Source organism: Achromobacter sp. (genome assembly GCF_050285585.1).
GTDB lineage: Bacteria > Pseudomonadota > Gammaproteobacteria > Burkholderiales > Burkholderiaceae_B > Achromobacter.
In genome coordinates this window covers 147755-173459 of the sequence record NZ_JBLZXF010000007.1, presented here as the reverse complement: position 1 = coordinate 173459, position 25705 = coordinate 147755, and the positions used below count along the sequence as shown (strand labels likewise).

The window sequence follows — 25705 nt, the reverse complement described above, 5'->3', positions numbered from 1 at the left end:
CGCCGCGCGCGCATGCCGGCGCGCGGCGGGCCCGCTGCCGCTAGTGGCTGATCATCCAGGGCCGGGCGCCCGCGAATGATTTCGCCCCGTCCGGCGCCGTGCGCGTCTTGCCCGCCCCGGCGCGGCCGGAACAACACCCGCAATTCATGCCGTGGCCCGAGCGCGTGCTGCGCGGTTCGTGCGCGCTGCGCTCGTTGGCCGCGCGCGCCCGGTTCATCGCGGACGACAGCGCCGAGATGGCGGGCGCTCCCCCCACGATACGGCCCGACGCCTCTCCGCATTGCGGGCAGGCAGCCGGGTCGCGCCACCGGGCCAGGGGCACGAGCGCCGCGAATTCTCCGCAGCGGCCGCAAGCATAGTCGTACATGGGCATCGTAATTCCTCCTAGCGGTCGCGAGACAGCGGCATGTCGACCCCGCCCTGGATGTGCTTGACGGGCCCGGAGGCCGACGGCTGGATGTCGAAGTCGAAGATCTCGGTGGGCAGCCACAGCGTCGCGCATGAGTTGGGAATATCGACCACGCCGCTGATATGCCCCTGCACCGGCGCGCAACCCAGCAGCGAATAGGCCTGGGCGCCCGAATAACCGAACTTCTTCAGGTATTCGATGGCGTTCAGGCAGGCCTGGCGGTACGCCACGTTCACGTCCAGGTAGTGCTGCTTGCCCGATTCGTCGACAGAAATGCCCTCGAAGATCAGGAAGTCCTTGTAGGCGGGCGCGATCGGGCTGGGCTTGAAGATGGGGTTTTTGATCGCGTATTTCTCCATGCCGCCCTTGATCAGCGACACCCGCATGTGCACCCAACCCGCCATCTCGATAGCGCCGCAGAACGTGATCTCGCCATCGCCCTGCGAAAAATGCAGATCCCCCACCGACAGCCCTCCGCCCTTCACGTAGACCGGGAAGAAGACGCGGGCGCCGCGCGACAGATCCTTGATATCGCAGTTGCCGCCATGCTCCCGCGGCGGCACCGTGCGCGCGCCTTCCGCCGCCGCCCGGTCGCGGTCGGCCCCTTGCAGGCCGCCCATGTGCGCGGTCTTGGGCGCGGGCGGATTGGCCAGCGGCGGCACCCGCTTGGGATTGGTCTCGATCAGCGCCTGCTCGCGCCGGTTCCAGGTATCCAGCAGCTTCTTGTCGGGCAGGCAGCCGATCAGCCCCGGATGAATCAGGCCCGCGAAGCTCACGCCGGGGATATGCCGCGACGAGGTGAACATCCCGTGGAAATCCCAGATGGATTTCTGCGCATGCGGGAAATGCTCGGTCAGAAAGCCGCCGCCATTGTTGCGGCTGAAGAAGCCGTTGAAGCCCCACATGCTTTCGGGCTTGGCGCCGATGTCCAGCAGGTCCACCACCAGCAGGTCCCCGGGCTCGGCCCCTTCCACGCCCACCGGGCCGGACAGGAAGTGCACCGTGGTCAGGTCGACGTCGCGGACGTCATCCGCGCTGTCGTCGTTCTTGATCGCGCCGCCGGTCCAGTCGTACGTTTCCAGGACGAAGTCATCCCCCGGCTTCACCCAGACGGCCATAGGAATGTCCGGATGCCAGCGGTTGTGGATCTGCGCGTTGTCGTAGGGGGATTGGGCCAGATCGACCTTGATGAGCGTATCAGCCATTCTCTTTCATCTCCAGCGTAATGTGTTGATAAAACAGAAATTTCCATCGCGGATCCGCTGATGCCCACGGGCGGCTCGGCCCGTTCGCGGATCGTTGATATGTGAAGCACAGTAGGCGAGATTCGGGCAACCGTAAACTGGGATTCCGACCAGTAGAAGATATCTGCCTGGCCGACCCTATACTGGCCCTTCCGCTGGCAGCATCACATCGTCCAACAACCCGCTGCGCGTGCGCAGAAATCGGATCCATCATGGCAATCTCAACCGCAATCACCGCCATTCTCGTGGCGCTTCTGGTCGGCGCAATGAGCCCTGGCCCGAGTTTCGTCGTCGTCGCTCGAACCGCGGTGGGCTCCTCGCGTCAGGCCGGCCTAGCCGCGGCGTTGGGCATGGGGGTGGGCGGCGTCCTGTTCAGCGGCGTGGCGCTGATCGGCCTGTACACGGTGCTGGCAACGGTCGGCTGGCTTTATATCGGCCTGAAAATCGCCGGGGGGCTGTACCTCGTGTATCTCGCGTGCAAGATGTGGCGCGGCGCCAAAGAGCCGCTGGCCCTGCACGGCCTCCCGGGCGGACAAGGCACCCGCAAAGCCTTCCTGACGGCCCTGGCCACCCAGCTCAGCAATCCCAAGACGGCCATCGCCTATGGCAGCATCTTCGCTTCGCTGCTGCCGCACAACCCTCCGCTGTGGTGCTACTTCGCGCTGCCGCCTCTGGTATTCCTGGTGGAAGCGGGTTGGTACTCGACGGTAGCCCTATGCCTGTCCAGCCGCCGCCCCCGTGAACTGTATCTGCGGTCCAAGGCCGGCATCGACCGCGTGGCCGCGGGCGCCATCGGCGGCCTGGGCCTGCGCCTGATCTGGACGGCACGCGTCACGGACTGACCGCCGGGAAGAATTCCGCCGCCGGGGCGCGGCCCATGGCCTGGCTCGCGCGTGCGCCTGATACCCGCGCGCCGCCATACCCATCACGACGGATGCTGCTTCTCATCCGAATGCCGGCGCCACAGATGGAAGCGCCACGGGAACATGCGCCTGCAGGCAATCCCTACGCCCGAGGCGGGCGCGCCGACGCGCAAGGGCAGCTCGGCCCGCCGGCGAAGCGTTGATATGTGAAGCACGGTAGACGAGATTCGGGCAACCCTAAACCGGGACTCCAGGCAGCGCCCGCCGGCCTAAGCCGGGTGCCCGCCTCGATTTGCGAGAATGAGAATTATTTGTAAAATGCGCGGCTCGCCCTGCCTACGGATGCCGCGTTCCCATGTCCCGCAGTTCCTCTTCCCGCCCCGGCTGGCTCGCGTATTACGACGAGCTGGTCGGCGCGTGGAGCCGCCGGACGGGCAACCGCCATGACGCCGAGGACGCGGCGCACGACGCCATCGAAGATTTGCTGAAGGCCGATGCCAGCGTTGCCAAACGCGCGCGCAGCTATCTGTTCCAGGCCACGGGGCACCGGCTGATCGACCGCTGGCGCAGGCAGTCGCGGCTGGAACACGTCCCCCTGGATGAACTGGGCGAAAATGAACAGCCCGCGATAAGCGACCCCGACGCGCCGCTGCGCGCGGCGCAATTGGCCGACGACCTGGCCCGCGTGCTGGCAGAATTGCCCCCCAAGTGCCGCGAAGCGTTCGTGCTCAACCGCATCGAGGGCTGGACCCAGGCCGAGGTCGCCCGGCACATGGGACTGTCGAAGAACATGGTCGAACGCTACGTAATGCGGGCCATACAGTATGCTCGCGACCGCATGCACCAACATACCCCATGACCGCGCCGCCCTCCTCCTCCACGCCCGAGCCCGGGCCGCCGCGCACCGCCGCCTGGTGGTTCGCGCGCTGGCATTCGGGCGAACTGGGCCGGGCCGAACGGCGCGCATTCGACGCATGGCGCCGGGCGCATCCGGAAGCCGCGCGCGAATTCGACCAGATGCAGCGCCTGGGACGGGCCGCCGAGGGCCTGTCGCGCCAGCAGGTCGAGGCCTTGCTTGGCGGCGCCGTGCCGCCGCGACCGCGGCGCCACAGCCTGGCGCCGCGCCGGCGCGCGGCCCTGGGCTGGGCATGCGCCGGCCTGGCGCTGCTTGTCGCTGGCGCGGGCTGGTGGAGCCTGCCCGCCGCGGCGCCGTCCTATTCGGCCGCGATCGCGGCCGAACGCGGCGAGCGCCGCCGGATTTCGCTGCCCGACGGATCCGTGCTCGACGTCAACGGCGCGACCCGCGCGCAATTGCGGTTCTACGGCGAGCGGCGCGAAGTCAGCCTGACGTCGGGAGAGATCCTGTTTTCCGTCGCGGGCGACCCGGCGCGGCCCTTCGTCGTCAAGGCCGGCAGCGGCGAAGTCCGCGTCACCGGCACCGTATTCGACGTGCGCCGCGACGCGGACGAGGTGTCGGTGGCGGTCGAGTCCGGCACCGTCGAGGTCACCGGCGGACACTGGTGGAACCTGGGCAAGGCCGTGCTGCGGGCCGGACAGGGCATCCGCGTCCCGGCCAGCGGCGCGATCGGCGTGCCCGCGCCCGCGGACGTCGCGGCGCTCACCGCCTGGCGCGACGGACGCGCCGTATTCCGCAATGCGCCCTTGAACGAGGTGCTGCGCGAAATGAACCGCTACCTCGCCGCGCCCTTGAGGCTGGCGGACGAGCGCGCCGGCCGGATACGCATCTCGGCCTCCTTCAGCCTGGACCGTCCGGAAGCGATACTGGACGCTTTGCCGGCCATTGCGCCGGTGCGCCTGGCGCCGGCGCCGGACGGCGGCATCGAGATTTTCCTGCGCTGAAACCCTCCGGCCGGATTCAGGTTTTTTCCCTGCTGGTTCGTTCTAGTAAAGCGGCGTCATTTCATCGCCGCGACGACCCATAGCGAACCGAACTCAGGCATCGTGAACAATCGAATCCTCACCAAAGCGCCGCGCGCCGCCAGCACATCGCAGCCCGGGCTGCTCCTGTCCATCGCAATCGCCCTGGGGCTTGCGCTGGGCGCCAGCCAGGCGCAAGCCCAGGCGTCGGCCCAGACCAAGCCCGTGGCCATCGACATCGCGCCGCAGCCGCTGGGCGACGCGCTGCTGCAATGGGCCGCCCAGACCCGCGTGCGCGTCTTCTATCCGCCCGAGGCGGTGGCCGGCGCGGACAGCCCCGGGCTGCGCGCGACGCTGGCGCCGGAAGACGCCCTGCGCGCCCTGCTCGAAGGCACCGGCGTAACCTATCGCCGCCAGGGCGACAGCATCATCCTGGCGCGCGAAGACCAGGTGTCCAGCCTCGCGCCCGTGACGGTGCTGGGAACCGCCGACCCGACCGTCACGGAAGGCACGGGCTCCTACACCACGGCCGCCACCTCGGCGGCCACGGGCCTGACCCTGAGCCTGCGCGAAACGCCGCAATCGGTAAGCGTAGTGACGCGCCAGCGCATCGAAGACCAGAACCTGCGGTCGCTCGACGAAGTAATGGGCAACGTGGTGGGCGTGCAGGTGGTCAGCGAAGACAGCGACCGCACCGACTTCTGGTCTCGCGGGTTCTACATCGACAGCCTGCAGTACGACGGCGTTCCCACTACCCTGGGCTTGTCCATGTACGGCGAATCGGACAACGATTCCGTCATCTACGACCGCATCGAGGTCGTGCGCGGAGCCACCGGCCTCATGACCGGCGCCGGCAATCCGTCGGCCTCCATCAACCTCGTGCGCAAGCACGCCAACGCCCGCGAGTTCACCGGCACGGTGAGCGCCGGCGCGGGCTCCTGGAACCAGTACCGCGGCGTGATGGACCTCACCGCGCCGCTCAACGAAGAAGCGACGGTGCGGGCGCGCATGGTGGCCATGTACCAGGGACGCGATTCGTACCTGGACATGTACCACGCCAACAAGCGCTTGTTCTACGGGGTGATCGATGCGGACCTGAGCCCGACGACGCGGCTGAGCGTGGGCGCGGATTACCAAGACAAGCGGCCTCGCGCTTCCACCTGGGGCGGCCTGCCCGTGCTGTTTTCGGATGGATCGCCGACGGACTGGCGGCGCTCCAAGAGTCCCGCCGCGGACTGGACTTACTGGGACACGAAGAACCGCAGCCTGTTCGCGACCTTGTCGCATCGTTTCGGCAACGGCTGGGAAGCCCGCGCCGACTGGTCGCAGCGCAAGAGCGAGTACGACGCCAAGCTGCTGTGGCTGAGCGGCCAGCCGGACCGCCAGACCGGCGAAGGCATGAGCGCCAGGCCGGGCTACTGGAATTCCTACGCGCAGCAGACTTCGCTGGACTTGCAGGCCAAGGGGCCGTTCGACCTGTTCGGACGGCGCCACGAACTGGTGCTGGGCGCGATGCGCAGCCGCTACGGCGAGGACTTCTACAGCTACGACCGGACCGGCGAACTGGACAGCGTCGGCAACTTCTATCGATGGGACGGTTCGTTCGCCCAGCCTGAGTGGACCACCGCGACGCTGCGCGACACCGTCACGCACCAGCGCGGCGTCTACACGGCGGTGCGCTGGTCGCTGGCCGACAGCCTCACGGCCATCACCGGAGGGCGCTATGCCACCTGGAAATCGCGGGCCCCGGGACGCGACCAGAAAGACTCGCAGTTCATTCCGTACGCCGGCGTGATCTACGACCTGAACGACAGTTATTCGGCCTACGCCAGCTACACCGATATTTTCCTGCCGCAGGACTACCGCGACCGCAACGGCGGCTATCTGGATCCGGTGCAGGGCAGGAATTACGAAGTGGGCCTGAAGGGCGAATACCTGGACGGCAGGCTGAACGCGTCCATCGCCTTGTTCAAGGTCGAGCAGAGCAAGGTGGCCGTGGTGGACCCCGGCCAGATCGTGCCCGGCACGTTCGACGAGGCCTACACCACCGCCGACGGCGTGACCACCAAGGGCGTGGAACTGGAGTTGAGCGGGCAGCTTGCGCCGGGCTGGAACATCTATGCCGGCGGCACTTACTACACCAGCCGCGACGCCCACGGCGTATCCGTCAACACGGAACGCCCCCGAGCGGTGACGCGCTTCTTCACGACCTACCGCCTGCCGGGCGAATGGAGCAAACTGACCGTGGGCGGCGGCGTCAACTGGCAGCTCACCACCTGGTCCAGCGTGCCTGTCGGCGACGGCAGCGTCACGGCGCGCCAGAAGGCCTACGCGATCTACAACCTCATGGCCCGCTACGACTTCAGTTCGCGGCTGTCGGCGCAGATCAATCTCAACAACCTGTTCGATGAAAAGTACTACCTGGGCGGCGTGATGAACCAGGTCTACTATGGCGAGCCGAGAAGCGTCTTCGTCAACCTGACGGCGAAGTTCTGAACGCGGGGCTATGCGGCGCCGCGCGGTACGGCGACTGGCGGTTCGCGCAAGCCGTTCTCCCCGTGTCGCAACATTATTGCGAATTTATTTGCATTTATTTCGCATCACCCATCCGATCACCTACTTTTGGGGGATGCTCATCACACACATGCCCGATACCCGGCGATCGCCGAGCAAAGCGCCCCGCCATCGGGGCGCTTTTCATTTGCGGCCCGGCCAGATGGCCTGCCTCGCGCGTGCGCCTGATATCGGCCCGCCGCCATACCCGTCACGACGGATGCTTCTCATCCGAATGCCGGTGCTACAGATGGAAGCGCCACGGGAACATGCGCCTGCAGGCAATCCCCTCACCCGAGGCAGGCGCGCCGATCCAGGAGGATGACAGCATGGCTTCAGGCACTCGGTTATCAGACGTCATCGTCAAGCTGCCGGATCGTTCTACGTGCCGCGTAGAGCGACGTTTGGTGATCAAGCGAAACGCGAAAGCATCGCCGCAGCCGCCGCAGTACATCTGCTCATTGCCTACGGGCGAGCTCGTGACATGGCTTCAGGGCGGAAAGTACCGGCTTCCCGACGGCACGATAGCCGTCGCGGTCGCCCATCGCCCCCCAAGCAAATAAGCGCCACGCCTGGCCGCGGACTGCCGGTGCGTCGGCGGTTCGATATCCGGACTGCCGGAGCAAGGGGGAGGCGTCGGCGAGGCAAGCACGCGGCGCGCAGCAGTTATGATGCAGACCGTTCCTTCCGCAACACCAAGGTTTCACGTATGCCCGCCCTTGCCCGCCGTCTTTTCGCCGTCCTGCTGTTCTCCGCCAGCGCCGCCGCGCACGCGGCCGGCAGCGAATGCGTAGCCGAAGTCGAAGCCGCGCGGGCGAACATTGCGCGCGCGCAGGACGTGCAGCGCACGCGCGAATTGGCGAACGACCTGCAGTTGAACCACGCGCTGTGCCAGGGCCGGCTGGACCTGCTGGATGCCCGGTTCGCGCTGGCGGACGAGTTCGAAGCCTGCCGTCGCGATGGCGTGGCGTTTCCGGAGAAAGTCGTGCGCGCCATGACCGATGCGTCCGACGAATTGACGGACCTGAAGGCCGCGTGGATCAGAACCTGCGGCCCGCAGATGAAGGATTGAAGGCCCGCCGTCGCAGGCCTAGGCGTCAGGCGGCCTGTTTGTCCGCGCCTTGCGGATAGAAGATGGCGCGACTGGGATCGAAACCATAGCGGGGCTCGAACTCCGTGGCGTCCGCGGCCAGCGCCAGCACCGAATCCAGGATGAAATCGGCCTTGTCGTCCGATAGCAGGACGCTGAAATTCAGCCTGATGAAGCCGGGCTTTTCGATCTCGCGGCCGTCGAGGATGGCCTGGCGCATCCGGTTGGATTCAATTTCGCCGATCCCGAGCAGACGGTGCACATAGGGGCCCGCGCAGGCGCAGCCGCCGCGGGCCTGGATACCGTAGCGGTCGCTCAGCATGCGCGTCACCAACTGCTGGTGCACGAAACCGCCCTTGCCGTTGCGGACCCGGAAGGAGAAGATCGGCAGCCGGTTCGCCGTGAGCGAGCCCAGCAGTTCCAGTTGCGGCGCGTCTTTCCAGCGGGCCAGCGCGCGCTGTACGAACTGGGCGTTGCGTTCCCGCATGAAATCGGCGCCCAGCGCCTCTTTCACCAGCAGCGCCAGGGCAGCACGGATGTCGCCTACGACGTTGGGCGTGCCGGCTTCCTCGCGGGATTCCAGGCTGCCGCTGTAATCATGGCCGGCAGGCGATACGAACTTGACCGTGCCGCCGCCTGGCCAGGTGGGCTTGGTATCGAGCACCGCGTCGCGGCGCACGATCAGCACGCCCGACGCGCCGGGACCGCCGATGAATTTGTGCGGCGAGAAGACGATGGCGTCGATGCGGGCGTCAACGGCGGGCGACATATGGACGGGCAGGTAAGGCGCGCCGCCGGCATAGTCCCACAGCATCTTCGCGCCGCCGGCCTTGACCCGCCGCGTGATCCCCGCCACGTCCGCCACGATGCCCGTCACGTTGGATGCGGCGGACAGCGCGCAGAGGACGAGCGCGTCGCCAGCATTCGCCAGCGCCGCGTCCAACTGGGCCAGATCGGGGCCGCCTTCGGGGCTTTCCGCCACTTCGATGAGCTCGGCGCCGCACTCGCGCCAGGGCAGGATGTTCGAATGGTGTTCGTAGGGCCCGATGATGACCCGGACCTTCCTGCCGGCCGCCAGCGCGGCGGGCACGCCGAACAGGTGTACCAGGCGGTTGATGCCCGCGGTGGCGCCGGAGCCGGCGAAGATCACCGCATGTTCATCGCCCGCGCCGCAGCAGCGGGCGATCGCCGCGCGCGCGTCGCGGCGCAGCCGCGTGATGTAGCCGCCGCAGAAAGAGGCCTCGGTGTGCGAATTGGCGTAATACGGCAACACCTGCTCCAGCACGAAGCGCTCCACCTGCATCAGCGCGCGGCCCGAGGCCACGTAATCGGCATAGACCAGCGGCTTCGCGCCATAGGGTCCGTCGACCACCGCATCCTTGCCGATCAGCCCGTCGGCGAGCGCCGCGACGACATCGCCGATTCTCAGGCTGGCTTCGAATTGCTGCAACGGCCGTGCGCGGGCGGGGCTGGCTGGGAGGGGGGCATTCATGGCAGGGATATTCCGGTACGTTTCGAAATATCATACGATGGATGCATTGATGAAACATCACCTAAATTTTGCTTCAGCCAATCAAAAACGGGTCATTTGATCGAATATATGGAAAAAATAGACAAACTCGATCTAAGCATCATTTCCTGCCTGCTGAAAGACGGCTCGTTGTCGCAGCGCGAGCTGGCCGACCGCGTCGGCCTGTCGCAGAACGCCTGCTGGCGCCGGCTGCAGCGCCTGAATGCCTGCGGCATCATTCGCGGCACGCGGGCCGAGGTCAATCTGGTGGAACTGGGGCTGGACCTGACCGTATTCGTCATGATCCGCACGAGCCACCACGCCAAGGACTGGGCCGACGGCTTTCGCCGCCACGTCGAGCGCCTGCCCGAGGTGACGGAGTTCTATCGCATCGGCGGGGATTGGGACTACCTGATCAAAGTGGCCTGCCGGGGCATGGCCGGGTACGACCGCTTCTACCAGAAACTGATCACCGACTTCGAACTGTCCACGGTGACCGGCTTCTTCAGCATGGAAGCCATCATCGAAAACCGTCCGCCGGATCTGCGGCAGCTGGACATCTGACGCTTGCCGGCGGCAAGGCATCGGCCCGGGCGGCCGGCCGGCGCTTCTTCAGGAACAGGAACACATGCTGGAAGGCGTCGTCCGCGCGGTGCAGCGGGCCCGCCACTCCCGCGATCGGCGGCGTGAATGCGTCGAACAGGCCAACCGCCATGGGCAACACCGGATATGGCACCCGGTCGGGCCGGTCGTTGTAGCCCAGCACCAGCACGCCTGCGGGCTTGAGCACGGCCTCGCAATTCTCCAGCAACTGCCTGCAGCCCTGGGCCTCGTCGATGCCGAACCCCAGCAACCCGTTCGCCACCACCACGTCGAACGCGTTGCCGCCGTAATACCCGGCCATGCGCGTGGCGCTGCCCGTCCAATGCCTGCCCGGCTGGCCGTAGACTGCCTTGCCGGCCTCGATATCCAGCGAGTGGAACTCCGTATTCAACAAGCGCGGATAGTGCCAGTTGTGCTTATCGATGCCCACGAACAGCGTCTTGACCGCGCCGGGGGCCGCGCCGGCCATATTGTTGATGTAGCCGAAAACCGAATCTTCTAGGAACTGACGGTTCGCGGCGCGGAGCCGGAAATCGATATTCAGCCTTTCGGCCGCGCGAGGAGACAGCTTGAACAGCGCCCTCTTCAGCAAATAGCGCAGCTTGCGCATCTCCTTTCCCTTTCCGTGCCGTTGGCGTACTCGCAAACCGCCGCACTGCGCATGGGACCCGCGGGCCGCAGTCGGCTGCCTGGAGGGGAAAGATAGCCAGGGGTGGAATCAGGAGATATAGGATCGGACTGAGATTGAAAAGGAGACGGGGCGGCCACGATTCGCGGCGCCGATAAGGGCCGCCAGGCTCTTCCAGTGCTTTAGATTCCAGGCGCGGTGCCGTTCTACCGGCCGCTGGAGGCGATGTACCGGGGGGTGTTCTTCGACGCGCCGCAGGTCAAGATCGGCGACGACGGCGGCGGCAGCAACAAGGCGGCATACCTGCATCGTGCGCCTCATCCGCAACAGCCGGGATTACGCGGGCTGAAAAGATCGCAAGGCCGTGGCCGCGGCCCTGCGCCCGATCTACGCGGCCCCCAGCGCACAAGCGGCCGAGCAGGCGCTTCAGACGTTCGCCGATGGACCGTGTCGACTCCATGCGGACCGCGATAGATTAGAGCCAGAGTTGGCCACTTCCCACCCCCTACCCTGCGCAGAACACGGCATCCGTCGAGCTATTTTTCAGCAAGCCTCTTGCTGAAATGGCGGATGGCCGCAATGCAGTCTTCATATGCCAGCTGAAACAGGAAATGCGGCGCGTCGATATCGCATATAAAAAGATCGGGCGCGATACCGGCCAGACGTTGCGCCGCCGACTTCGGCACCAGTTGATCCTTCGTCGCCCTCAAATATAAAACGGGTTGGCTTATGGTCTGACCCGAGGCAAAAAGATCAACAGAGAGCGCCTCTGCTGCGCGAACCTGCCAAACCTTGGAAGCGACTGTTCTCAAGACCTCTTTGAGCTGCTGTCTCAGCTCAGGCGTTGCGCCCTTTCCCATCAGATAAGCCGTCAGCATGCGTGACGGTATGAGGCGAGGAGAGACCATTCGCGCCAGGCGCTTCATCACAAATTTCAGTGGTACATCAAGCTTTGCGAACGAAGCGCCCAGAATAATACCTTGCAGCCCTGGTATTCGTTCTTGTCCAAGACGCAAGGCAAGAGGGCCGGAAAAAGATTCACCAATGACAATAAAGTCGTTGGCGGGCAGTTGTTGTCGTACCCATTCCAGTAATCCGTCATAGTTCAGAGGCTCGAGAGGCGGATAGCAGATCGTCTTCACACGGAAGTCGGCAGCCAATGCCGCCGCAAATCTCTGTAACATGATGCCTGTGCCGTCGAGCCCCGGCAGAATGACTATTTGGTACGGCTTTCGCATCCCCGCTCGTCTCCATTAACATCGACGTGATATCGAATAGTCACCTGAACCATCACGCTCCATTGTTTCAACATTGGAGCTTGAAGGTCTGTCCGTGCAGGTTAGCATGAGGCGTGGTGCCCGGTCCTCATCGTTTCTCCAGGCAGCGCTCAGCGGCACCCAACACTCTCCAACGATTAACTTCTTGCTGATAGGCCGGGTCGCAGAACTCGTACTATTTTTCACATTGAAGACATTGAGGAAACGGATCGCAATTGTTTCAATCTGAACCTGACCGTGGATCCAAGCACGATTCCGGCATTGTCTTTCAGCAAAGATCGCATGGCACATTCGCAAGCCATTTAAACCAAAACGCACATGACAGCAGTTGCTGATCGCTTGAAGGTCGGCGACGGGCCAATATCACGCACAGGCCGCCACTGTGCTGCACGATGCGCCGATGAATGTCTCGCTGGTTAACCCTGCACAGGCGCGAGACTTCGCTGGAGCCTTGGCCGTACGTTCTAAGACCGATGGGATCGACAGCTATGTGCTGGCCCGTTATGGCCGGGCGCTCAAGCCGCCGCTGTGGCATCCAGCGCCCGTGCACGCTCGACAATTGCATGCACTGCTGGCGCGACGTGAAGCCTTGGTCAAGGACCTATTGCGAGAACGGCTAGACGCCGGCAAAAGCAAGATGCCGCGCTCGGCGCTCGCACGTCTGTGCTTCGGCGTGCTCAAAACGCGTTCGCCCGATCGCCTGAATTACGCCTAATCTCTTGACGGGTAAGACGGCATTTTTTTTAGCAGTCCCTTCGGCAGAAGCTTAGAGTCCTAAACCCTCCCGTTCCATAACCCCCTTCAATTGCATTTTTATTTTCAAATCGTCATCCATCGGAATGCCAGTTCTTAACAAATAATCCTTTCGATCAAGTAGAGCGAAGGATTCCCGAAGATATGAAAGAAACAAACCCCATTCTTTCGAGGTTAAACCAAGCAAAAAAACGCTCTCCAAAGTCTTTTTGCAAATCCATAGCAATCTCAATACGGGAAGTTTTGAGCGGGAAGAGTGGAAATATATTCTTTCCAGTTCTTTGGCTGGAACGCCGTACCTTCACCACCGTTCGGATTCCTGAAGGCAACGGTTCCTGTGCTTTCCTGAAGGTAGACTGCCCGACCATCTTTGTAATATCGCACAGATGATGGATTAGTCATTACGTTTTCTATATGACTAGCAAATTGCTCACGCGTCCTAACCCCTTAAACTCGCCCTGCACAGGAACGTGCTTCTCGAACGCATGGCCTCCAGCTATTTCCTCAGCGGCGAGTTGGACGCGAAGTTTCGCTGCATTCGCTGCATTTTCAGCACCGGTGCCAACCGCGGAGCTTCCTTTTGCGCCGCTAAGGGCCGAAGCCTTAGCCCCCTCTGCCAACGCGCGGGCAGGCCTGGCGCGCTACCATGAGCCCCTGCCGCGAGCGGAAAGGCTGACCAATCGCGCGATCGACGGGGCCCGATGGGGCAGGCATGTAGCGCCACCCGCCGTCAGTCAGGGATTTTTAAGGATTGCCAAAGATGTCGTTGCTGGATAGAACATACGACCGCACGCTGGATGCCTGGACGCACGCCTACCTGGCGCCGGCCTGGCGCGGCGCGGTTGTGGAAGGCTGGCTGTTCGAAGGGCTGGAAGCTCGGCGCGCGGCGCAGGCGCGCCTGGCGCAAGCGGGGGTCACCGCGCGCTTTCGCAGCGCCTACAAACCGCTGCTGCATTTCTTCCTGGAAGAGGTCGACCGCGCGGGGCTGGAATCCGTCGTCGTCCGCTATCCCCTGCACGAACACGCGCAGGCCAACCGTTTCACGCTGGAAGCGTATCCGCTGGCCGCCCTGCTCGAAGGCGTGCGGGTCACGATGCAGGCCGGCGCCGGCGACCTGCACTACGACGTCAGCCTGAGCTACGCCGACGGCCGCAGGATCGAAGAACGCGTCTACGCGCCGAACCAGCTGAACCATGCGCACGACGGCACGCCCGAACTCTCGCCCACCGGCTGGCTGCGCGTGCGCGACGCCAGCGGCGCGCTGCAGACCGATTCCGCGCAAGCCACCGAATACCAGCAAGTCTTCCGCAGCATCGTGGACACGGTGCGCACCCATGCATGGGGCGCCCATGAGCCGTATTTCGAGCGCCTGGAGATCCGCGTGGACCTGCCGGGCATCGATTTCGCGCTGCCGGTGGACGAGGAAATCGTCAGCACCTTCGAAGCGCTGCACGAAGATGTGTATTTCTCGCTGCTGGAACACTTCCAGCAGCATTCGGGCCGGCCCTCGGGCGACCGCGGCCTGCAGCCCGGCCAGATCATTCCGGACATCCGCCGCCATGACGGCGCGGCGCGCGTGCGGATATCGCTGGAACCGTTCGCCGCGCTCGCCCCCGTCGTCCCCGCCGCGCCGCAAGCGCCGCTGGCGCAAACCCGCGAGCCGCTTTCGGCCGCTCACATCGCGGGCTGCATGGCCGCGCTGGGCGGCGACACGTTCCAGGCCGTTTCGCGCCAGGGCCGGCCGGTGCTTGGAACCTACCTGCGCGGCCCCGGCCCCGCCGTCTTCATTTCGGGCGCGCAGCACGCCAACGAAACCTCCGGCGTCGTGGGCGCGCTGCGCGCCGCGCAGACGCTGGCCGCGCGCGGCAATGCGCACTTCGCGCTCATCGCCGCCGAGAACCCGGACGGCTACGCGCTCTTCAACCGGCTGCGCGAACATCATCCGCGCCACATGCTGCACGCTTCGCGCTACAGCGCGCTGGGCGACGACATCGCCTACCGCGAACGCGCCCCGTTCTTCGAGCGCGACGGCCGGCATCAGGCGCTGGCCATCAGCGGGGCGCAACTGCACATCAATCTGCACGGCTATCCCGGCCACGAATGGACACGGCCTCTGTCCGGCTATCTGCCGCGCCATTTCGAACAGTGGACGATTCCCAAGGGCTTTTTCCTGGTGCTGCGCCATCATCCTGGCTGGAGCGAACGCGCCCGCCGCCTGATCGAAGGCGTCACCGCAAGGCTCGCGCACAACGTGCCCGGCCTGGTCGAGTTCAATGCCCGGCAGCTTGAACTATTTCATGCGCACGCGCTCGAAACGGGATTCGACGTGCTCAACGGCATCCCGGTGCAGATAACGGAAAGCGACCGCGAAGACCTGCCGCTGGCGCTGATTTCGGAGTTTCCGGATGAAACCGTGTACGGCGACCGTTTTGTTTTCGCGCATACTGTGCAGATGGAAACCGTCCTGGCGGCGACTGAGCTCTACCGCTCGGGACTTTAACGGCTACATGCCGCCCACGGCCAAGGACCGCGACGGCAACCGACCCTTAGAACCAATAAGAAAATGAACATCCGAGAACGCAATCACGGCGACGACCTGGCACTGGTGGACATCTGGCTCCGTTCGGTGCGCGCCACGCATACGTTCCTGACGGAAAAAGAGATCCAGGCCATGTACCCGCAGGTGCTCAATACCTACCTGCCCTCGGTGCGGGTATGGGTATGCGAGGACGACGCCGGCGAAGTCGCCGGCTTCATGGGCCTGAACGGCAACAAAGTCGAAATGCTGTTCGTGGACGCCAACAAGCGCGGCAAGGGGGCCGGACGCCGCCTCCTGAATTTCGCGCGGTCGTTGCACGGCACGCTGCTGGTGGACGTGAACGAACAGAACCCCCAGGCCCACGGCTTCTACAAGCACTACGGCTTCGAGGACGTCGGCCGTTCGGCGCATGACGATTCGGGCCGGCCCTTTCCCATCATCCACATGAAGCTCGCCGGCTGAGGCCGGGCCTGTTTACGCCAATTAGAGCTTGGCGCGGGCCCTAGGCGCCCGATTTTTCCTCATGCCTGGCCTTCCAGGCCTTCAACGCTTCACGGTAGGCGTCCAAGGCTTCGTTGTAGACGTCATACACACAGGGAATGCAGCCGCTGTTGCAGCACTCCTCGGGCGCGGGCGGCTCGGGAGGAATGGGCGGCGGATCGTCGTCGGGAATTGCTTTATCGGTGCTCATGGGGAAATGTTAGCGCCGATCCGGCGGAGCGCGATCGATCACGCCGAGACCATGGCTCGCCACTCGGCGCGGCGGATCTCGTAGCGCCGCTTCCCGGCGCCGGCCGCGTCCGGCATGGCGACATGGCGCATGCCGCATTTTTCCAGCACCCGGCAGGAAGCGGCATTGTCGTCCAGCGCCACCGCCGCCAGCGCGTCCACGGGCAGACGCCCGAAGCCCAGGGCCAGCAGCGCCTGGGCGATTTCGGTGGCGTACCCTCTGCCCCAGCTATCGGGCAGGAAGGCGTAGGCCAGCTCTATCCCGTCGCGCGCGATGGCGCGCTTCAGGCCGGCGCGCCCCACCAGCGCGCCGCCATCCCTTTCGCTCAGCACATACATGCCGAAGCCGTGCTCGCGCCAGTGCGCTACGTTGCGCTGCAGATAGAGCTGGCTGGCGGTGAAGCCGCGCGTGCCGCCCATCGTCGCCATGAGACGGCCGTCCGCATGCATGGCGGCAATGAGCGGAAGGTGGATTTCGTCCATGCGCCGCGCATGCAGGCGGGCAGTGTCGAACACAGAAGGAAACAGCGCTAGGGACATGGCGGAAACAGTCGCGGTGCCTTCCATCATAACGGCCGCCCCCGGGCCGGCCCAGATCCGAAAGGATGAGCCGGCGCGGCGGTTCAATCGAGGCGCAGGCCCAGGAAACTCCAGCGCACGTCGGCGCGGTCCAGCATGTCTTCGCGTTCGCTGAGATGGTGGGAGGACAGGCCGTGCGCGGCGGCCAGTTCGATGGTTTCCTGCGCCGACACATCGAACATGCGGCGCCCCGCAGGCACGGGCCCATGCCGCAACGACATGAGAATCTGGCCCCGCGGCGCCAGCAGCGCCGCCAAGGCCTCCATGCCGTGGCGGCGTTCGTCGGCGTCCAGGTGCATCCACACGGCCGTGAGCATGATCACGTCGAATGCGCGGCCCTGCCCGCGCAGGCCGTCCAGGCCGGGCAAGGCGTCGTCCACCCACTCAAGGGTGGGCAGCGCGTGACGGCGCTGTCCTTCCAGGCGCAGCGCCCGCGTGGGCTCGGCCGCGACCACCGCATGGCCCATCCGCGCCAGCGCGGCGGCGTCGCGGCCGGATCCCGCGCCGATGTCCGCGATGCGCGACGGCGCCGCGGGAATCAGGTGCGCCACATCGCGGTGCACGTCGGCGAACGCGATGCTCTCGTACTGATCCGCAAGGGCGGCGGCGTTTTCGCCGTAGCCCTGCGTGCCCGGCGCGGCCGTCACGATTGGCCGTCCGGGCGGGCGCGAAACGCCTCGGGCGGCCAGGTGGCCTTGATCGCGTCGTAGATGCGCTTGCCGACCCGCCCGTCCTGCGGCAGGTTGCGCTTGGCCTGTTCCTCGCGCACGGCGTCGCGGGTCTTGGCGCCCGGAATGCCGTCCGCCACGCCGACGTCGTAACCCAGGCCGTAGAGCATGTCCTGCAGCTCCTTGATCTGCGCGCGCGACAGGCCGGGATCGTCGGTGGGCCAGGCCGCGACGAGCGCGGGGCCGCCTTGCAGGCGGTTCAGCAAAAGCGACACCGCCAGGCCGTACCGGCGCGATTGGTTGTAATGCAGGATGGCGTCGAAGTTCACCGTGGCCAGGAAGACGGGGCCCTTGGCGCCGGTGGGCGCGAACAGATAGGCCTGCTCGTCATTGCCCGAGGGCAGCTTCAGCGCGGATCCGTCGCCTTGCTTCAGGCCGGCCTGCGCCCATTGGGCGATCGTGCGGCGGTCCTGCGAGCCGACGTACTCGGCATCGGGCTCGGGAGGAATGGCGGCCGCCAGCTCGGCGGGCACGCGCACTTCCACCACCGCCGGCAGGCCGTGCGTCCACTTCGCGCGGCGCTTGCGCAGATGGTTGGCCGTGGAGGCCAGCGCGTCGGGCAGCGAGTTGTAGAGATCGATCTTGCCGTCGCCATCGCCGTCGGCGGCCAGTTCATAGAACGAGGTCGGAATGAACTGCGTCATGCCGAAGGCGCCGCTCCAGGAGCCGATGAACTTGTCGGCCGGCACGGTGCCGTCGCGCAGCAGCCGCACCGATGCGTAGGCGTTCTTCTCCCACAGCGACTTGTTCTCGGTGCAGGCGCGCGTCAGCCAGGCGTCCAGCACGTTGGTCTTGCCGACCTGGCGGCCGTAGTTGGTCTCGATGCCGAAAATGGCGACCAGCGTGGCCGGGTCCACCTGATACTGCTGGCTGATGGCGGCGAGCTGCGGGCCGTACTTGGCCAGCACGGCGCTGCCGTCTTTCACGCGCTCATCGTCCACCGTCTTGGCGATGTAGTCCCACCACGCTTCGCGCCCCTCGGGCTGGCCCTTGGCCGACGCTACCGTCGTGGGCAGCAGCTTGGCGTTGGCCGTGTATTTGTCCCAATCGGCCACGGTCAGTCCGTTGGCGGCCGCTCCCTTGCGCAGCTTGGCGATGCAGGCCTTGGTATCGAGTTCGGTCGGAATGATGACCTGGGGCGCGGCAGCGGGAGCCGCGGGCGCGGGCGTGGCGGCCGGCGCGGAAACGGTGGCGGGCGCCGCAGCGGCGGGCGCGGCGGTGGCGGCAGGGGCTGACGCGGGCGCAGGCGCGGCCGGGGCCGCGGCGGGCGCGTCGTCAAAACTGCGCTTGGGCGTCAAGGTGGGCAGTGGCTGGGCCGGGGCGGCCGGCTGGGCGCGCGATCCGGTGGCGGAGGCCGGCGACTGCGCATGCGCGGCGCCCGCGGCGGCGGCCGCGAACACCGCGGCCGTCAGCACGCGGGAAAAAGTATCGATTCGAAAGCGAATGGAACGCTGGCGCATGGCAATCCTGAAAAATCGAAGTCAGCCGGGATCGTACCGCGATCCGGCCAACGGCATCGAACGGCCGCGCCCGCCACGAAACGGGCGTCCGGCGCCAGCGCGCGCAGGAACCCCGTCCGAATCCGGCGAGCGCGTTGCCAAGCGTGCCGCGACAGAGAATAATCGGCACATCGACCAAGCTGCGCCATGACACCGTTCCGAGGAAAGCTTCGCATCCGGCACCTGGAAATCGTGCTGACCGTCGCCGAGCTGGGCAATCTGTCCAAAGCGGCGGCGCAACTGCACAGCACGCAATCGGGCCTCTCGCGCGCCATCGCCGAAATCGAGGAGCTGGTCGGCGCGCGGCTGTTCGAGCGCACCGCGAAGGGCACCACCTGCACGCCCCTGGGCGTTGCGATGTGCCGCCACGCGCGCCAATTGCTCACCGGTTTCCGCAAGGCCGAAACCGATCTCGCGGCCGTGTCGCGCGGCGACGAAGGCAGCCTGACGGTGGGCTGCTTTTCGATGTTCGCGGGCTGGCCCGTGGCAGAAGCCGCGCGCGCTTTCAGGCAGGCCTGTCCGCGCATCACGCTCACCATCGAGATCGGCACGCACGAGCGGCTCATCGAGGACCTGGACGCCGGCGCGATCGACGTGCTGATCAGCCGCTTCTCCTCTACCGTCAACCCGCAGATCTACCGGTCGACCGCCCTGCTGGACGACCCGGTGGTGCTGGCCTGCTCCCCCCGCCATCCGCTGGCCGGGCTGCCCGGCACCACCCTGGCCGATTACGTGGCCTACCCCTGGATCACCGCCCTGCCGGGCAGCCGCATACGCGGCGAACTGGAAATGTCCCTGCGCCAGGCCGGCCTGCCCATTCCCGACATGATCGGCGTCCTGTCGCTGGAGTTCGGCCGCGAGATGCTGCTGGACGGCCAGTATCTGTGGATGCTGCCAGGCAGCGTGGCGGCCGTCCAGCAGGCGCGCGGCGAGCTGGCGGTGCTGCCGGCCCGGCCCGCGCTGCGCAAATCGCCCCTGGCCGCCATCTGGCGCCGCGACCGCCCCAGCACGCGCCAGGCGCGCGCCTTCGCGGCGCAGCTCGAACTGGCCATCCAGGCCGACAGCATCGCGCTGGCGGCGTGAACACGCATCACCTTCAGGATCCCGACACCATGCACGACTGGCTCAACGCATTGCCCAAGGCGGAATTGCACCTGCACCTGGAAGGCTCGCTGGAACCCGAGCTGCTGTTCCAGCTGGCGCGGCGCAACGGCGTGGCCCTGCCCTGGCCCGATATCGACGCCCTGCGCGGCGCGTACGACTACGGCAATCTCCAGGAATTCCTGGATCTCTATTATTTGGGCGCCGACGTGCTGCGCACCGGGCAGGACTTCTACGACCTGACCTGGGCCTATCTGCTGAAATGCCGCGAGCAGAACGTCGTCCATACCGAGCCCTTCTTCGATCCCCAGACCCATACCGACCGCGGCGTGCCGCTGGAGGCGGTGCTGGACGGCATCGGCCAGGCGCTGGAGGACGGCCGCAAGAAGCTGGGCGTGGGAAGCGGGCTGATCCTGAGCTTCCTGCGCCACCTGCCCGAAGAACAGGCCATGCGCACGCTGGAAGCGGCGCTGCCCTACCGCGACGCCTTCATCGCCGTCGGCCTGGACAGCAGCGAAAAGGGCTTCCCGCCGCGCCTGTTCCAGCGCGTGTTCGACCGCGCGCGCGCGGAAGGCCTGCCCGCCGTGGCCCATGCGGGCGAGGAAGGGCCGCCGGAATACATCTGGGAAGCGCTGGACCTGCTGAAGGTGCTGCGCATCGACCATGGCGTGCGCGCCGCCGAAGACCCCCGGCTGATGGCCCGCCTGATCGACGAGCAGATCCCCCTGACGGTGTGCCCGCTGTCCAACATACGCCTGCGCGTGTTCGAACACATGCGTCATCACAACATTCTATCGCTGCTGGACGCGGGCGTGAAAGTGACCGTCAATTCCGACGATCCCGCCTATTTCGGCGGCTACGTGAACGAGAACTTCCACGCGCTCTACGAGCACCTGGGCATGACCCGCGAGCAGGCCCAGGCGCTGGCGGACAACAGCCTCGACGCGCGCATCGTGAAGTAGGCCGGCGGCGGCCGCCTACCGGGCCATGCGGGTTTCGCATGGCCTCGTTCAAAACCGGCATGGCCCGCAGGGCTTTTTCCTCCCTACCATAGTGCGGCGTCCGCGGCATCCGCCGCGGCCGTTCAAACAATGAGCACACAAGGGGGCAGGATATGAGTCAAACGGTTCAGGCGGCGCTGCGGACGGGCACGCTGACCGGCGTGCGCGAAGGCGGCGTTTGCCGCTATGGCGCCATTCCCTATGCGCAGGCGCCGGTGGGCCGCCTGCGGTTCGCGCCACCCCGGCCCGCGTCGTGGCGCGGCAACCTCGACGCCACCCGGCCCGGCGCCATCGCGCCCCAGCTGCCGTCGCGGCTGCGCGGCGCGATGGGCGATTTCGAGGCCGCGCAGTCCGAAGACTGTCTGCATCTGACCGTCTGGACGCCCGGCGCCGACAAGCGGCGACGCCCCGTCGTGGTGTGGCTGCACGGCGGCGCCTGGCAAAGCGGCGCAGGCGCGCTGGACTGGTACGACGGCTCGCGCCTGGCGCAGCGCGGCGACGTGGTGGTGGTGGCCGTGAACTACCGGCTGGCCGCGCTGGGCTGGCTGCACGTGCCCGGGCAGACCGCCAACGTGGGCCTGCTGGACCAGGAAGCCGCGATCGACTGGGTGCTGGACAATATCCAGGACCTGGGCGGCGATCCGGAGCGGGTCACGGTCATGGGGCAGTCCGCCGGCGCCTCTTCGATCTGCGCCATGCTGGCCCGCAAGCCGCGGTTTTCGCGCGCCATCCTGCAAAGCGCCGCGCTGGGCCGTGGATTCCGCAGCGCGCGGCAAGCCGATGCGCTGGGCCGGGCCTTTCTGCGCGCCGCCGGCGCCGAGACCCTGGATGCCGCGCGCGCGTTGCCGGTCGCCGCGCTGCTGGCCGCGCAACAGGCCCCCGAAGTGGCCGAAGCCCTGCGCGCGGAAGGCAGCAGCCGCAGCCTGTTCGGCCCCGTGCTGGACGGCGAGATACTGCCGCTGGACATCGCGCCCGCGCTGAAGCGGGCCGCGTCGCGCGCCGACGTGCTGGTGTGCTACACGCGGGACGAGATGGCCGCCTTCCCCGGCAACGCGGCGGACGCCGCCGGCCAACAACTGGGCGAGGACGTTTTCGGCGCGCCCTCGCGGCAATGGGCCCAGGAAGCCATCGCCCAGGGCCGCGAGGCCTGGCTCGCGCGTTTCGACGTGGCGCCCACGTCGCGTTTCGGCGCATGCCACTGCATCGAACTGCCTTTCGTGTTCGATACCTTGCGGGCGTTCTCCGCCGCGCCCATGCTGGCCGGCCTGCCGCCCGACCAGGCCGGGCAACTGGCGCGCCGCACGCAGGCGGCATGGATCGCGTTCATCCGCGGAGACGCTCCCGGCTGGCCGGCGGCCCCGCACATGCAGATCCTGGCCTGACTCCACCCGGGCCCGCCGCCCGGCAGGTATCCCATATCAACGATTCAAGGGGAAATTCCATGTTCAAGCAAACCGCGCTCGCGCTTGCGCTGCTGATGCCATTGGCAGCCACCGCAGCCTATCCGGACAAACCGGTGAAGATCATCGTCTCCAACCCGCCCGGCGGCCCCGTGGACGTCATGCTGCGCGTGCTGGCCAGCAAACTGGGCGCCGCCTGGGGGCAGCCCGTCGTGGTCGAGAACAAGCCGGGCGCATCCGGCATCATCAGCACGGGCGCGCTGGTGAAGTCCGCGCCCGACGGCTACACGCTGGGCATGGTGGTGGCCTCGTCCGTCACCATCGTGCCGTTCGCCGTGGACAGCCTGCCATTCGACCCGCAGAAAGACCTGCAGCCCATTTCGCTGGTGGCGCGCACGCCCTTCATCTTCATCGTGCCCAAGGAAAGCCCGCTCAAAACCTGGGAGGACTTCGTGCGCGAGAGCAAGGCGCGCAACCTCAGCGTGGGCTCTTTCTCCATCGGCACGGCCTTCCACCTGGTGTGGGAGCAGACGGCCCGCCGCGCCGGCATCAAGGCCCTGTACGTGCCCTCGTCCTCGTCAGGCAAGACGCAGAACGACCTGATCGGCGGCCAGCTCGACGTGGGCCTGGACGCGCCTTCAAGCTCGAAGGGCCTGATCGACAGCGGCCGCCTGCGCGCCCTGGCCATCACCAGCCCCGAACGCTTCGGCGGGCTGCCCGACACGCCGACGCTGGAGGAATCCGGCCTGAAGGGCTATGCGCCGCAGCCGTGGATCGGATTGATGGCCCCCGCCGGCACGCCCAAGGAGCGCGTGGCGCTGATCCAGCAGTCCGTCTCCGACATCCTGAAGGACCCCGCGATGAAGGCGCAGATGGAAACGCTGGGCATGATCCCGATCGGCAGCTCGCCGCAGGAGCTGGCGGCGACGATCGAATCGGACCGGGCGGACATGGGGCCGCTGATCAGGGAACTGGGCATCAAACTGCAATAGCCGCCCCCGCGCGCGGATTCAGTCCGTCAGTCCGCGCGCGCCCAGCGCGCGCAGGAACGTTTCCGACAAGGGTCCGGACAGTTCCCGCGCGTCCAGCCGGCCCTGCGCGATGCGGGCGTCCACGGCGCCATGCATGCCGTGATACAGCACGATGGCGGCGAGCGCCGCGTCGTCCATGGGCCAGCAGCCGGCGCGCGCGCCGGCATCCAGGATGCCTTCGAGCTGCTCCAGCACCGCGCTTTTCTCGGCCACGCCACGGTCGGGATGGTGCGTGTCGTGAAACACGACGTCATGCAGGGCGTAGCCGCCGAAATAGGCCTCCACCCCGGCGCGCGTCCAGGCGCGCAGGCGGGCCACGCCGTCGTCGGGCGCACAGGCGTCGACGGCCTGCGCAATGTGGTCCAGGAACCCTTGCGAGAATTTGGCGCGCAGGGCCGCCAGCATGTCGTTCTTCGAAGTGAAGTAGTGATAGAACGTGCCCTTGGCCACGCCGGCGCGTTCGACGATGTCGTTGATGGTGGTGGCCTCGACGCCCTTCTCGACGAACAGCGCTTGCGCCGCGGCCATCAGCTCGTCCAACCGCACCGCGGCGGGCTTGGTGCGCGGCTTGCGGGCGGCCGCCGGGCCTGCGGGCGGGGAAAGCGGGTCTGGAGCGGCGGACATATCGGCTAGGGCATCCATTCAACGGCAAGGCGCCAGTGTAGAGGACGCGCCCGCCGGCAATCAAAATTTGAGAACGATTCTTTTTTCAATTGACCGACGGTCGGTCGATTAATAGAATACCCCTTCCTCCCCCCTCATCCGCCGCTATGCATCCCGCACGCCGCCGCGCCCTGGTCCTGGCCGTCAACCTGGGCAGCTTCATCACCATCCTGGACATCAGCATCGTCAACGTGGCGCTGCCCACGATGCAGGCCGCGCTGCGCATCGACATGGCCGGGCTGCAATGGGTGGTTGACGCCTATGCCCTCTTCCTCTCGGCCTTCATGCTGTCCGCGGGCCCGCTGGGCGACCGCTACGGCCGCAAGCGCTCATGGCTGGCGGGCGTGCTGCTGTTCACGGCGGGCTCGGCCCTGTGCGGGCTGGCGGACAGCCTGACCGCCTTGCTGATCGGCCGCGCCGTGCAGGGCGTGGCAGGCGCTCTGCTGGTTCCCGGGGCGCTATCGCTGCTGACGCAGGCGTTTCCCGACCCGAAGGAGCGCGCCCAGGCCATCGGGATCTGGGCCTCGTGCAATGCCGTGTCGCTCATCGTCGGGCCGATGCTGGGCGGCGTGCTGGTCGCGCACTTCGACTGGCAGAGCATCTTCCTGATCAACCTGCCGGTGGGCGCGCTGGCCGTGGCGCTCGGGGCCTGGAGCATCACGGAAAGCGCCCATCCCGACCATGCCGCCTTCGACCCGGCGGGCCAGGCGTTGAGCGTGCTGTGGCTGGGCGCCCTGACCTTCGGGCTGATCGCCGCGGGCGAACACGGCTGGGCCGCTCCGCAGGCGGCGGGCGCGCTGGCCCTCGCCGCCTGCGGACTGATCGCCTTCCTGTGGGTCGAGCACCGCGTGGCGCGGCCCATCCTGCCGCTGGGCCTGTTCCGCGACACCGGCTTCGCCATCACGAATGTCGCGTCCTTCGTGCTGGGTTTCTCCGCCTACAGCAGCCTGTTCTTTTTTTCGCTCTATCTGCAGCACGTGCGGGGGCTGTCGCCGCTGGCGGCCGGCTGGCAGCTGGCGCCGCAGTTTGCCGCGGCGGGGCTGGTTTCCGTCGTGTTCGGCCGGCTCAATCTGCGCTTCGGCCTGCCGCGGCTGATGATCGCCGGCTACACACTGATCGGCGCCGCCATGCTGGGCATGACCGGCTTCGAGGCGGATACGCCCTACGCCGTGTCGGGATCCTTGCTGGTGCTGCTGGGCCTGGGCACGGGTCTGGCCGTGCCGTCGACCAGCATGGCGGTCATGGCCACCGTGCCGCGCGAGCGTTCCGGCATGGCGTCCGCCACGATGAACGCGCTGCGCCAGACCGGCATGACGATCGGCATCGCGCTGCTCGGCGCGCTGATGAGCGGACGCGCGATCGAAGCGCTGACGGCGTCGTTGTCGCGCCTGGGCATGCCCGATGCGCGCGCGCTCGCGCGTGCCGCGATCACCCAGCATGCCATGCCCGGACAACCCGTCAACGCGGCCGCGCTTTACGCCGATGCGCTGGCCGGCGGCTTCCACGCGGCGATGCTCGCGGCAGGCGTCGCGTCTCTGGTGGCGGCGCTATTGCTGCTGGCCGCCGCGCGCGGTTCCAAGCGCGTTCTTCGCCCGGCATGAGCACCGATTTCCGAGGCGCGGAATTC

Annotated in this window: 23 protein-coding genes and 2 pseudogenes; 15 read left to right on the top strand and 10 right to left on the bottom strand. The window is 66.6% G+C overall.

Features of this window, described 5'->3' with window-relative positions; all coding sequences use genetic code 11:
* Positions 1 to 40: 40 nt before the first annotated feature.
* Both ACN6PJ_RS12675 and fmdA read right to left on the bottom strand, forming a co-directional pair.
* Positions 41 to 373, bottom strand: a complete 333-nt coding sequence (locus tag ACN6PJ_RS12675) for a zinc ribbon domain-containing protein (RefSeq protein ID WP_427996219.1) — start codon at positions 371 to 373, stop codon at positions 41 to 43.
* A gap of 11 nt (positions 374 to 384) precedes the next feature.
* Positions 385 to 1614 (bottom strand): formamidase, encoded by a 1230-nt coding sequence (gene fmdA / locus ACN6PJ_RS12670; RefSeq protein ID WP_427996218.1) that lies wholly within the window; start codon positions 1612 to 1614, stop codon positions 385 to 387.
* 251 nt (positions 1615 to 1865) lie between these two features.
* Between fmdA and ACN6PJ_RS12665 the strand changes: the two genes are divergently transcribed.
* From ACN6PJ_RS12665 to ACN6PJ_RS12645, 5 genes are all read left to right on the top strand, one after another.
* Entirely contained in the window at positions 1866 to 2495 is a 630-nt protein-coding gene (locus ACN6PJ_RS12665; RefSeq protein ID WP_427996217.1) for a LysE family translocator, read from the top strand.
* 376 nt (positions 2496 to 2871) lie between these two features.
* Positions 2872 to 3375, top strand: coding sequence for an RNA polymerase sigma factor (locus ACN6PJ_RS12660; RefSeq protein ID WP_427996216.1), 504 nt, complete (start codon positions 2872 to 2874; stop codon positions 3373 to 3375).
* Entirely contained in the window at positions 3372 to 4376 is a 1005-nt protein-coding gene (locus tag ACN6PJ_RS12655) for a FecR family protein (RefSeq protein ID WP_427996215.1), read from the top strand. The genes ACN6PJ_RS12660 and ACN6PJ_RS12655 overlap by 4 nt, the downstream gene beginning before the upstream one ends.
* A gap of 102 nt (positions 4377 to 4478) precedes the next feature.
* Entirely contained in the window at positions 4479 to 6890 is a 2412-nt protein-coding gene (gene fhuE / locus ACN6PJ_RS12650; RefSeq protein WP_427996214.1) for a ferric-rhodotorulic acid/ferric-coprogen receptor FhuE, read from the top strand.
* Between the two features lie 766 nt (positions 6891 to 7656).
* Positions 7657 to 8019 carry a hypothetical protein gene (locus ACN6PJ_RS12645; RefSeq protein WP_427996213.1) on the top strand — a complete coding sequence of 121 codons (363 nt, stop codon included), beginning with the start codon at positions 7657 to 7659 and terminating at the stop codon, positions 8017 to 8019.
* Between the two features lie 25 nt (positions 8020 to 8044).
* Here ACN6PJ_RS12645 and ACN6PJ_RS12640 read toward each other — a convergent pair whose 3' ends face one another.
* The gene (locus ACN6PJ_RS12640; protein ID WP_427996212.1) at positions 8045 to 9529 is read right to left on the bottom strand and encodes an aminotransferase class V-fold PLP-dependent enzyme; all 1485 of its coding nucleotides are present in this window, start codon (positions 9527 to 9529) and stop codon (positions 8045 to 8047) included.
* A gap of 108 nt (positions 9530 to 9637) precedes the next feature.
* On the opposite strand from ACN6PJ_RS12640, the gene ACN6PJ_RS12635 reads away from it, so the two are divergent.
* A complete protein-coding gene (locus ACN6PJ_RS12635) occupies positions 9638 to 10111 on the top strand; it encodes an Lrp/AsnC family transcriptional regulator (protein ID WP_427996211.1) in 474 nt (157 codons plus the stop codon).
* Here the strand turns inward: ACN6PJ_RS12635 and ACN6PJ_RS12630 are convergent.
* The gene (locus tag ACN6PJ_RS12630; protein ID WP_427996210.1) at positions 10068 to 10760 is read right to left on the bottom strand and encodes a class I SAM-dependent methyltransferase; all 693 of its coding nucleotides are present in this window, start codon (positions 10758 to 10760) and stop codon (positions 10068 to 10070) included. The genes ACN6PJ_RS12635 and ACN6PJ_RS12630 overlap by 44 nt on opposite strands.
* Before the next feature lie 304 nt (positions 10761 to 11064).
* Here ACN6PJ_RS12630 and ACN6PJ_RS12625 point away from each other — a divergent pair.
* Positions 11065 to 11226: pseudogene (locus ACN6PJ_RS12625) on the top strand (transposase); the annotation flags it as partial.
* 88 nt (positions 11227 to 11314) lie between these two features.
* Here ACN6PJ_RS12625 and ACN6PJ_RS12620 read toward each other — a convergent pair.
* The gene (locus tag ACN6PJ_RS12620) at positions 11315 to 12016 is read right to left on the bottom strand and encodes an alpha/beta fold hydrolase (RefSeq protein ID WP_427996209.1); all 702 of its coding nucleotides are present in this window, start codon (positions 12014 to 12016) and stop codon (positions 11315 to 11317) included.
* Between the two features lie 391 nt (positions 12017 to 12407).
* On the opposite strand from ACN6PJ_RS12620, the pseudogene ACN6PJ_RS12615 reads away from it, so the two are divergent.
* From ACN6PJ_RS12615 to ACN6PJ_RS12605, 3 genes and pseudogenes are all read left to right on the top strand, one after another.
* Positions 12408 to 12707: pseudogene (locus ACN6PJ_RS12615) on the top strand (IS110 family transposase); the annotation flags it as partial.
* An 861-nt stretch (positions 12708 to 13568) separates the two neighbouring features.
* Entirely contained in the window at positions 13569 to 15308 is a 1740-nt protein-coding gene (locus ACN6PJ_RS12610) for a peptidase M14 (RefSeq protein WP_427996208.1), read from the top strand.
* 63 nt (positions 15309 to 15371) lie between these two features.
* On the top strand, positions 15372 to 15809 hold the full coding sequence (locus ACN6PJ_RS12605; protein ID WP_043542334.1) for an acetyltransferase: 438 nt from the start codon (positions 15372 to 15374) through the stop codon (positions 15807 to 15809).
* A gap of 40 nt (positions 15810 to 15849) precedes the next feature.
* Here the strand turns inward: ACN6PJ_RS12605 and ACN6PJ_RS12600 are convergent, their stop codons facing one another.
* From ACN6PJ_RS12600 to ACN6PJ_RS12585, 4 genes are all read right to left on the bottom strand, one after another.
* Positions 15850 to 16038: an oxidoreductase-like domain-containing protein gene (locus ACN6PJ_RS12600; RefSeq protein WP_427996207.1), complete on the bottom strand. Its 189-nt coding sequence runs from the start codon at positions 16036 to 16038 to the stop codon at positions 15850 to 15852.
* A gap of 38 nt (positions 16039 to 16076) precedes the next feature.
* A complete protein-coding gene (locus ACN6PJ_RS12595; protein WP_427996206.1) occupies positions 16077 to 16616 on the bottom strand; it encodes a GNAT family N-acetyltransferase in 540 nt (179 codons plus the stop codon).
* Positions 16617 to 16699: 83 nt separating this feature from the next.
* Positions 16700 to 17302 carry a class I SAM-dependent methyltransferase gene (locus ACN6PJ_RS12590; protein ID WP_427996205.1) on the bottom strand — a complete coding sequence of 201 codons (603 nt, stop codon included), beginning with the start codon at positions 17300 to 17302 and terminating at the stop codon, positions 16700 to 16702.
* Complete coding sequence (locus ACN6PJ_RS12585) at positions 17299 to 18843, bottom strand: lytic murein transglycosylase (protein WP_427996204.1); 1545 nt, start codon at positions 18841 to 18843, stop codon at positions 17299 to 17301. Before ACN6PJ_RS12585 ends, ACN6PJ_RS12590 begins: the two co-directional genes overlap by 4 nt.
* A gap of 186 nt (positions 18844 to 19029) precedes the next feature.
* Between ACN6PJ_RS12585 and ACN6PJ_RS12580 the strand changes: the two genes are divergently transcribed.
* The 4 genes from ACN6PJ_RS12580 to ACN6PJ_RS12565 all read left to right on the top strand — a co-directional run bounded on the left by ACN6PJ_RS12580 (position 19030) and on the right by ACN6PJ_RS12565 (position 23376).
* On the top strand, positions 19030 to 19965 hold the full coding sequence (locus tag ACN6PJ_RS12580) for a LysR family transcriptional regulator (RefSeq protein WP_427996203.1): 936 nt from the start codon (positions 19030 to 19032) through the stop codon (positions 19963 to 19965).
* Between the two features lie 29 nt (positions 19966 to 19994).
* Entirely contained in the window at positions 19995 to 20945 is a 951-nt protein-coding gene (locus tag ACN6PJ_RS12575) for an adenosine deaminase (RefSeq protein WP_427996302.1), read from the top strand.
* 152 nt (positions 20946 to 21097) lie between these two features.
* Positions 21098 to 22366 carry a carboxylesterase family protein gene (locus ACN6PJ_RS12570; protein WP_427996202.1) on the top strand — a complete coding sequence of 423 codons (1269 nt, stop codon included), beginning with the start codon at positions 21098 to 21100 and terminating at the stop codon, positions 22364 to 22366.
* 59 nt (positions 22367 to 22425) lie between these two features.
* Positions 22426 to 23376 carry a Bug family tripartite tricarboxylate transporter substrate binding protein gene (locus tag ACN6PJ_RS12565; RefSeq protein WP_427996201.1) on the top strand — a complete coding sequence of 317 codons (951 nt, stop codon included), beginning with the start codon at positions 22426 to 22428 and terminating at the stop codon, positions 23374 to 23376.
* Between the two features lie 18 nt (positions 23377 to 23394).
* On the opposite strand, the gene ACN6PJ_RS12560 is transcribed toward ACN6PJ_RS12565, so the two are convergent.
* Complete coding sequence (locus ACN6PJ_RS12560) at positions 23395 to 24039, bottom strand: TetR/AcrR family transcriptional regulator (protein WP_427996200.1); 645 nt, start codon at positions 24037 to 24039, stop codon at positions 23395 to 23397.
* Positions 24040 to 24185: 146 nt separating this feature from the next.
* Here ACN6PJ_RS12560 and ACN6PJ_RS12555 point away from each other — a divergent pair, with 146 nt between their 5' ends.
* A complete protein-coding gene (locus ACN6PJ_RS12555) occupies positions 24186 to 25679 on the top strand; it encodes an MFS transporter (RefSeq protein WP_427996199.1) in 1494 nt (497 codons plus the stop codon).
* The last annotated feature ends 26 nt before the right edge of the window (positions 25680 to 25705 follow it).

What these genes read in the sequence shown, in the direction of transcription:
- ACN6PJ_RS12655 (WP_427996215.1), top strand. Translation starts at nt 3,372, where the DNA reads ATGACCGCGCCGCCCTCCTCCTCCACGCCCGAGCCCGGGCCGCCGCGC.
- ACN6PJ_RS12645 (WP_427996213.1), top strand. Translation starts at nt 7,657, where the DNA reads ATGCCCGCCCTTGCCCGCCGTCTTTTCGCCGTCCTGCTGTTCTCCGCC.
- ACN6PJ_RS12605 (WP_043542334.1), top strand. Translation starts at nt 15,372, where the DNA reads ATGAACATCCGAGAACGCAATCACGGCGACGACCTGGCACTGGTGGAC.
- ACN6PJ_RS12575 (WP_427996302.1), top strand. Translation starts at nt 19,995, where the DNA reads ATGCACGACTGGCTCAACGCATTGCCCAAGGCGGAATTGCACCTGCAC.
- ACN6PJ_RS12600 (WP_427996207.1), bottom strand. Translation starts at nt 16,038, where the DNA reads ATGAGCACCGATAAAGCAATTCCCGACGACGATCCGCCGCCCATTCCT.
- ACN6PJ_RS12595 (WP_427996206.1), bottom strand. Translation starts at nt 16,616, where the DNA reads ATGTCCCTAGCGCTGTTTCCTTCTGTGTTCGACACTGCCCGCCTGCAT.
- ACN6PJ_RS12675 (WP_427996219.1), bottom strand. Translation starts at nt 373, where the DNA reads ATGCCCATGTACGACTATGCTTGCGGCCGCTGCGGAGAATTCGCGGCG.
- ACN6PJ_RS12565 (WP_427996201.1), top strand. Translation starts at nt 22,426, where the DNA reads ATGTTCAAGCAAACCGCGCTCGCGCTTGCGCTGCTGATGCCATTGGCA.
- ACN6PJ_RS12630 (WP_427996210.1), bottom strand. Translation starts at nt 10,760, where the DNA reads ATGCGCAAGCTGCGCTATTTGCTGAAGAGGGCGCTGTTCAAGCTGTCT.
- ACN6PJ_RS12635 (WP_427996211.1), top strand. Translation starts at nt 9,638, where the DNA reads ATGGAAAAAATAGACAAACTCGATCTAAGCATCATTTCCTGCCTGCTG.
- ACN6PJ_RS12665 (WP_427996217.1), top strand. Translation starts at nt 1,866, where the DNA reads ATGGCAATCTCAACCGCAATCACCGCCATTCTCGTGGCGCTTCTGGTC.
- ACN6PJ_RS12570 (WP_427996202.1), top strand. Translation starts at nt 21,098, where the DNA reads ATGAGTCAAACGGTTCAGGCGGCGCTGCGGACGGGCACGCTGACCGGC.
- ACN6PJ_RS12560 (WP_427996200.1), bottom strand. Translation starts at nt 24,039, where the DNA reads ATGTCCGCCGCTCCAGACCCGCTTTCCCCGCCCGCAGGCCCGGCGGCC.
- ACN6PJ_RS12580 (WP_427996203.1), top strand. Translation starts at nt 19,030, where the DNA reads ATGACACCGTTCCGAGGAAAGCTTCGCATCCGGCACCTGGAAATCGTG.
- ACN6PJ_RS12585 (WP_427996204.1), bottom strand. Translation starts at nt 18,843, where the DNA reads ATGCGCCAGCGTTCCATTCGCTTTCGAATCGATACTTTTTCCCGCGTG.
- ACN6PJ_RS12640 (WP_427996212.1), bottom strand. Translation starts at nt 9,529, where the DNA reads ATGAATGCCCCCCTCCCAGCCAGCCCCGCCCGCGCACGGCCGTTGCAG.
- ACN6PJ_RS12555 (WP_427996199.1), top strand. Translation starts at nt 24,186, where the DNA reads ATGCATCCCGCACGCCGCCGCGCCCTGGTCCTGGCCGTCAACCTGGGC.
- fmdA (WP_427996218.1), bottom strand. Translation starts at nt 1,614, where the DNA reads ATGGCTGATACGCTCATCAAGGTCGATCTGGCCCAATCCCCCTACGAC.
- ACN6PJ_RS12610 (WP_427996208.1), top strand. Translation starts at nt 13,569, where the DNA reads ATGTCGTTGCTGGATAGAACATACGACCGCACGCTGGATGCCTGGACG.
- ACN6PJ_RS12620 (WP_427996209.1), bottom strand. Translation starts at nt 12,016, where the DNA reads ATGCGAAAGCCGTACCAAATAGTCATTCTGCCGGGGCTCGACGGCACA.
- ACN6PJ_RS12660 (WP_427996216.1), top strand. Translation starts at nt 2,872, where the DNA reads ATGTCCCGCAGTTCCTCTTCCCGCCCCGGCTGGCTCGCGTATTACGAC.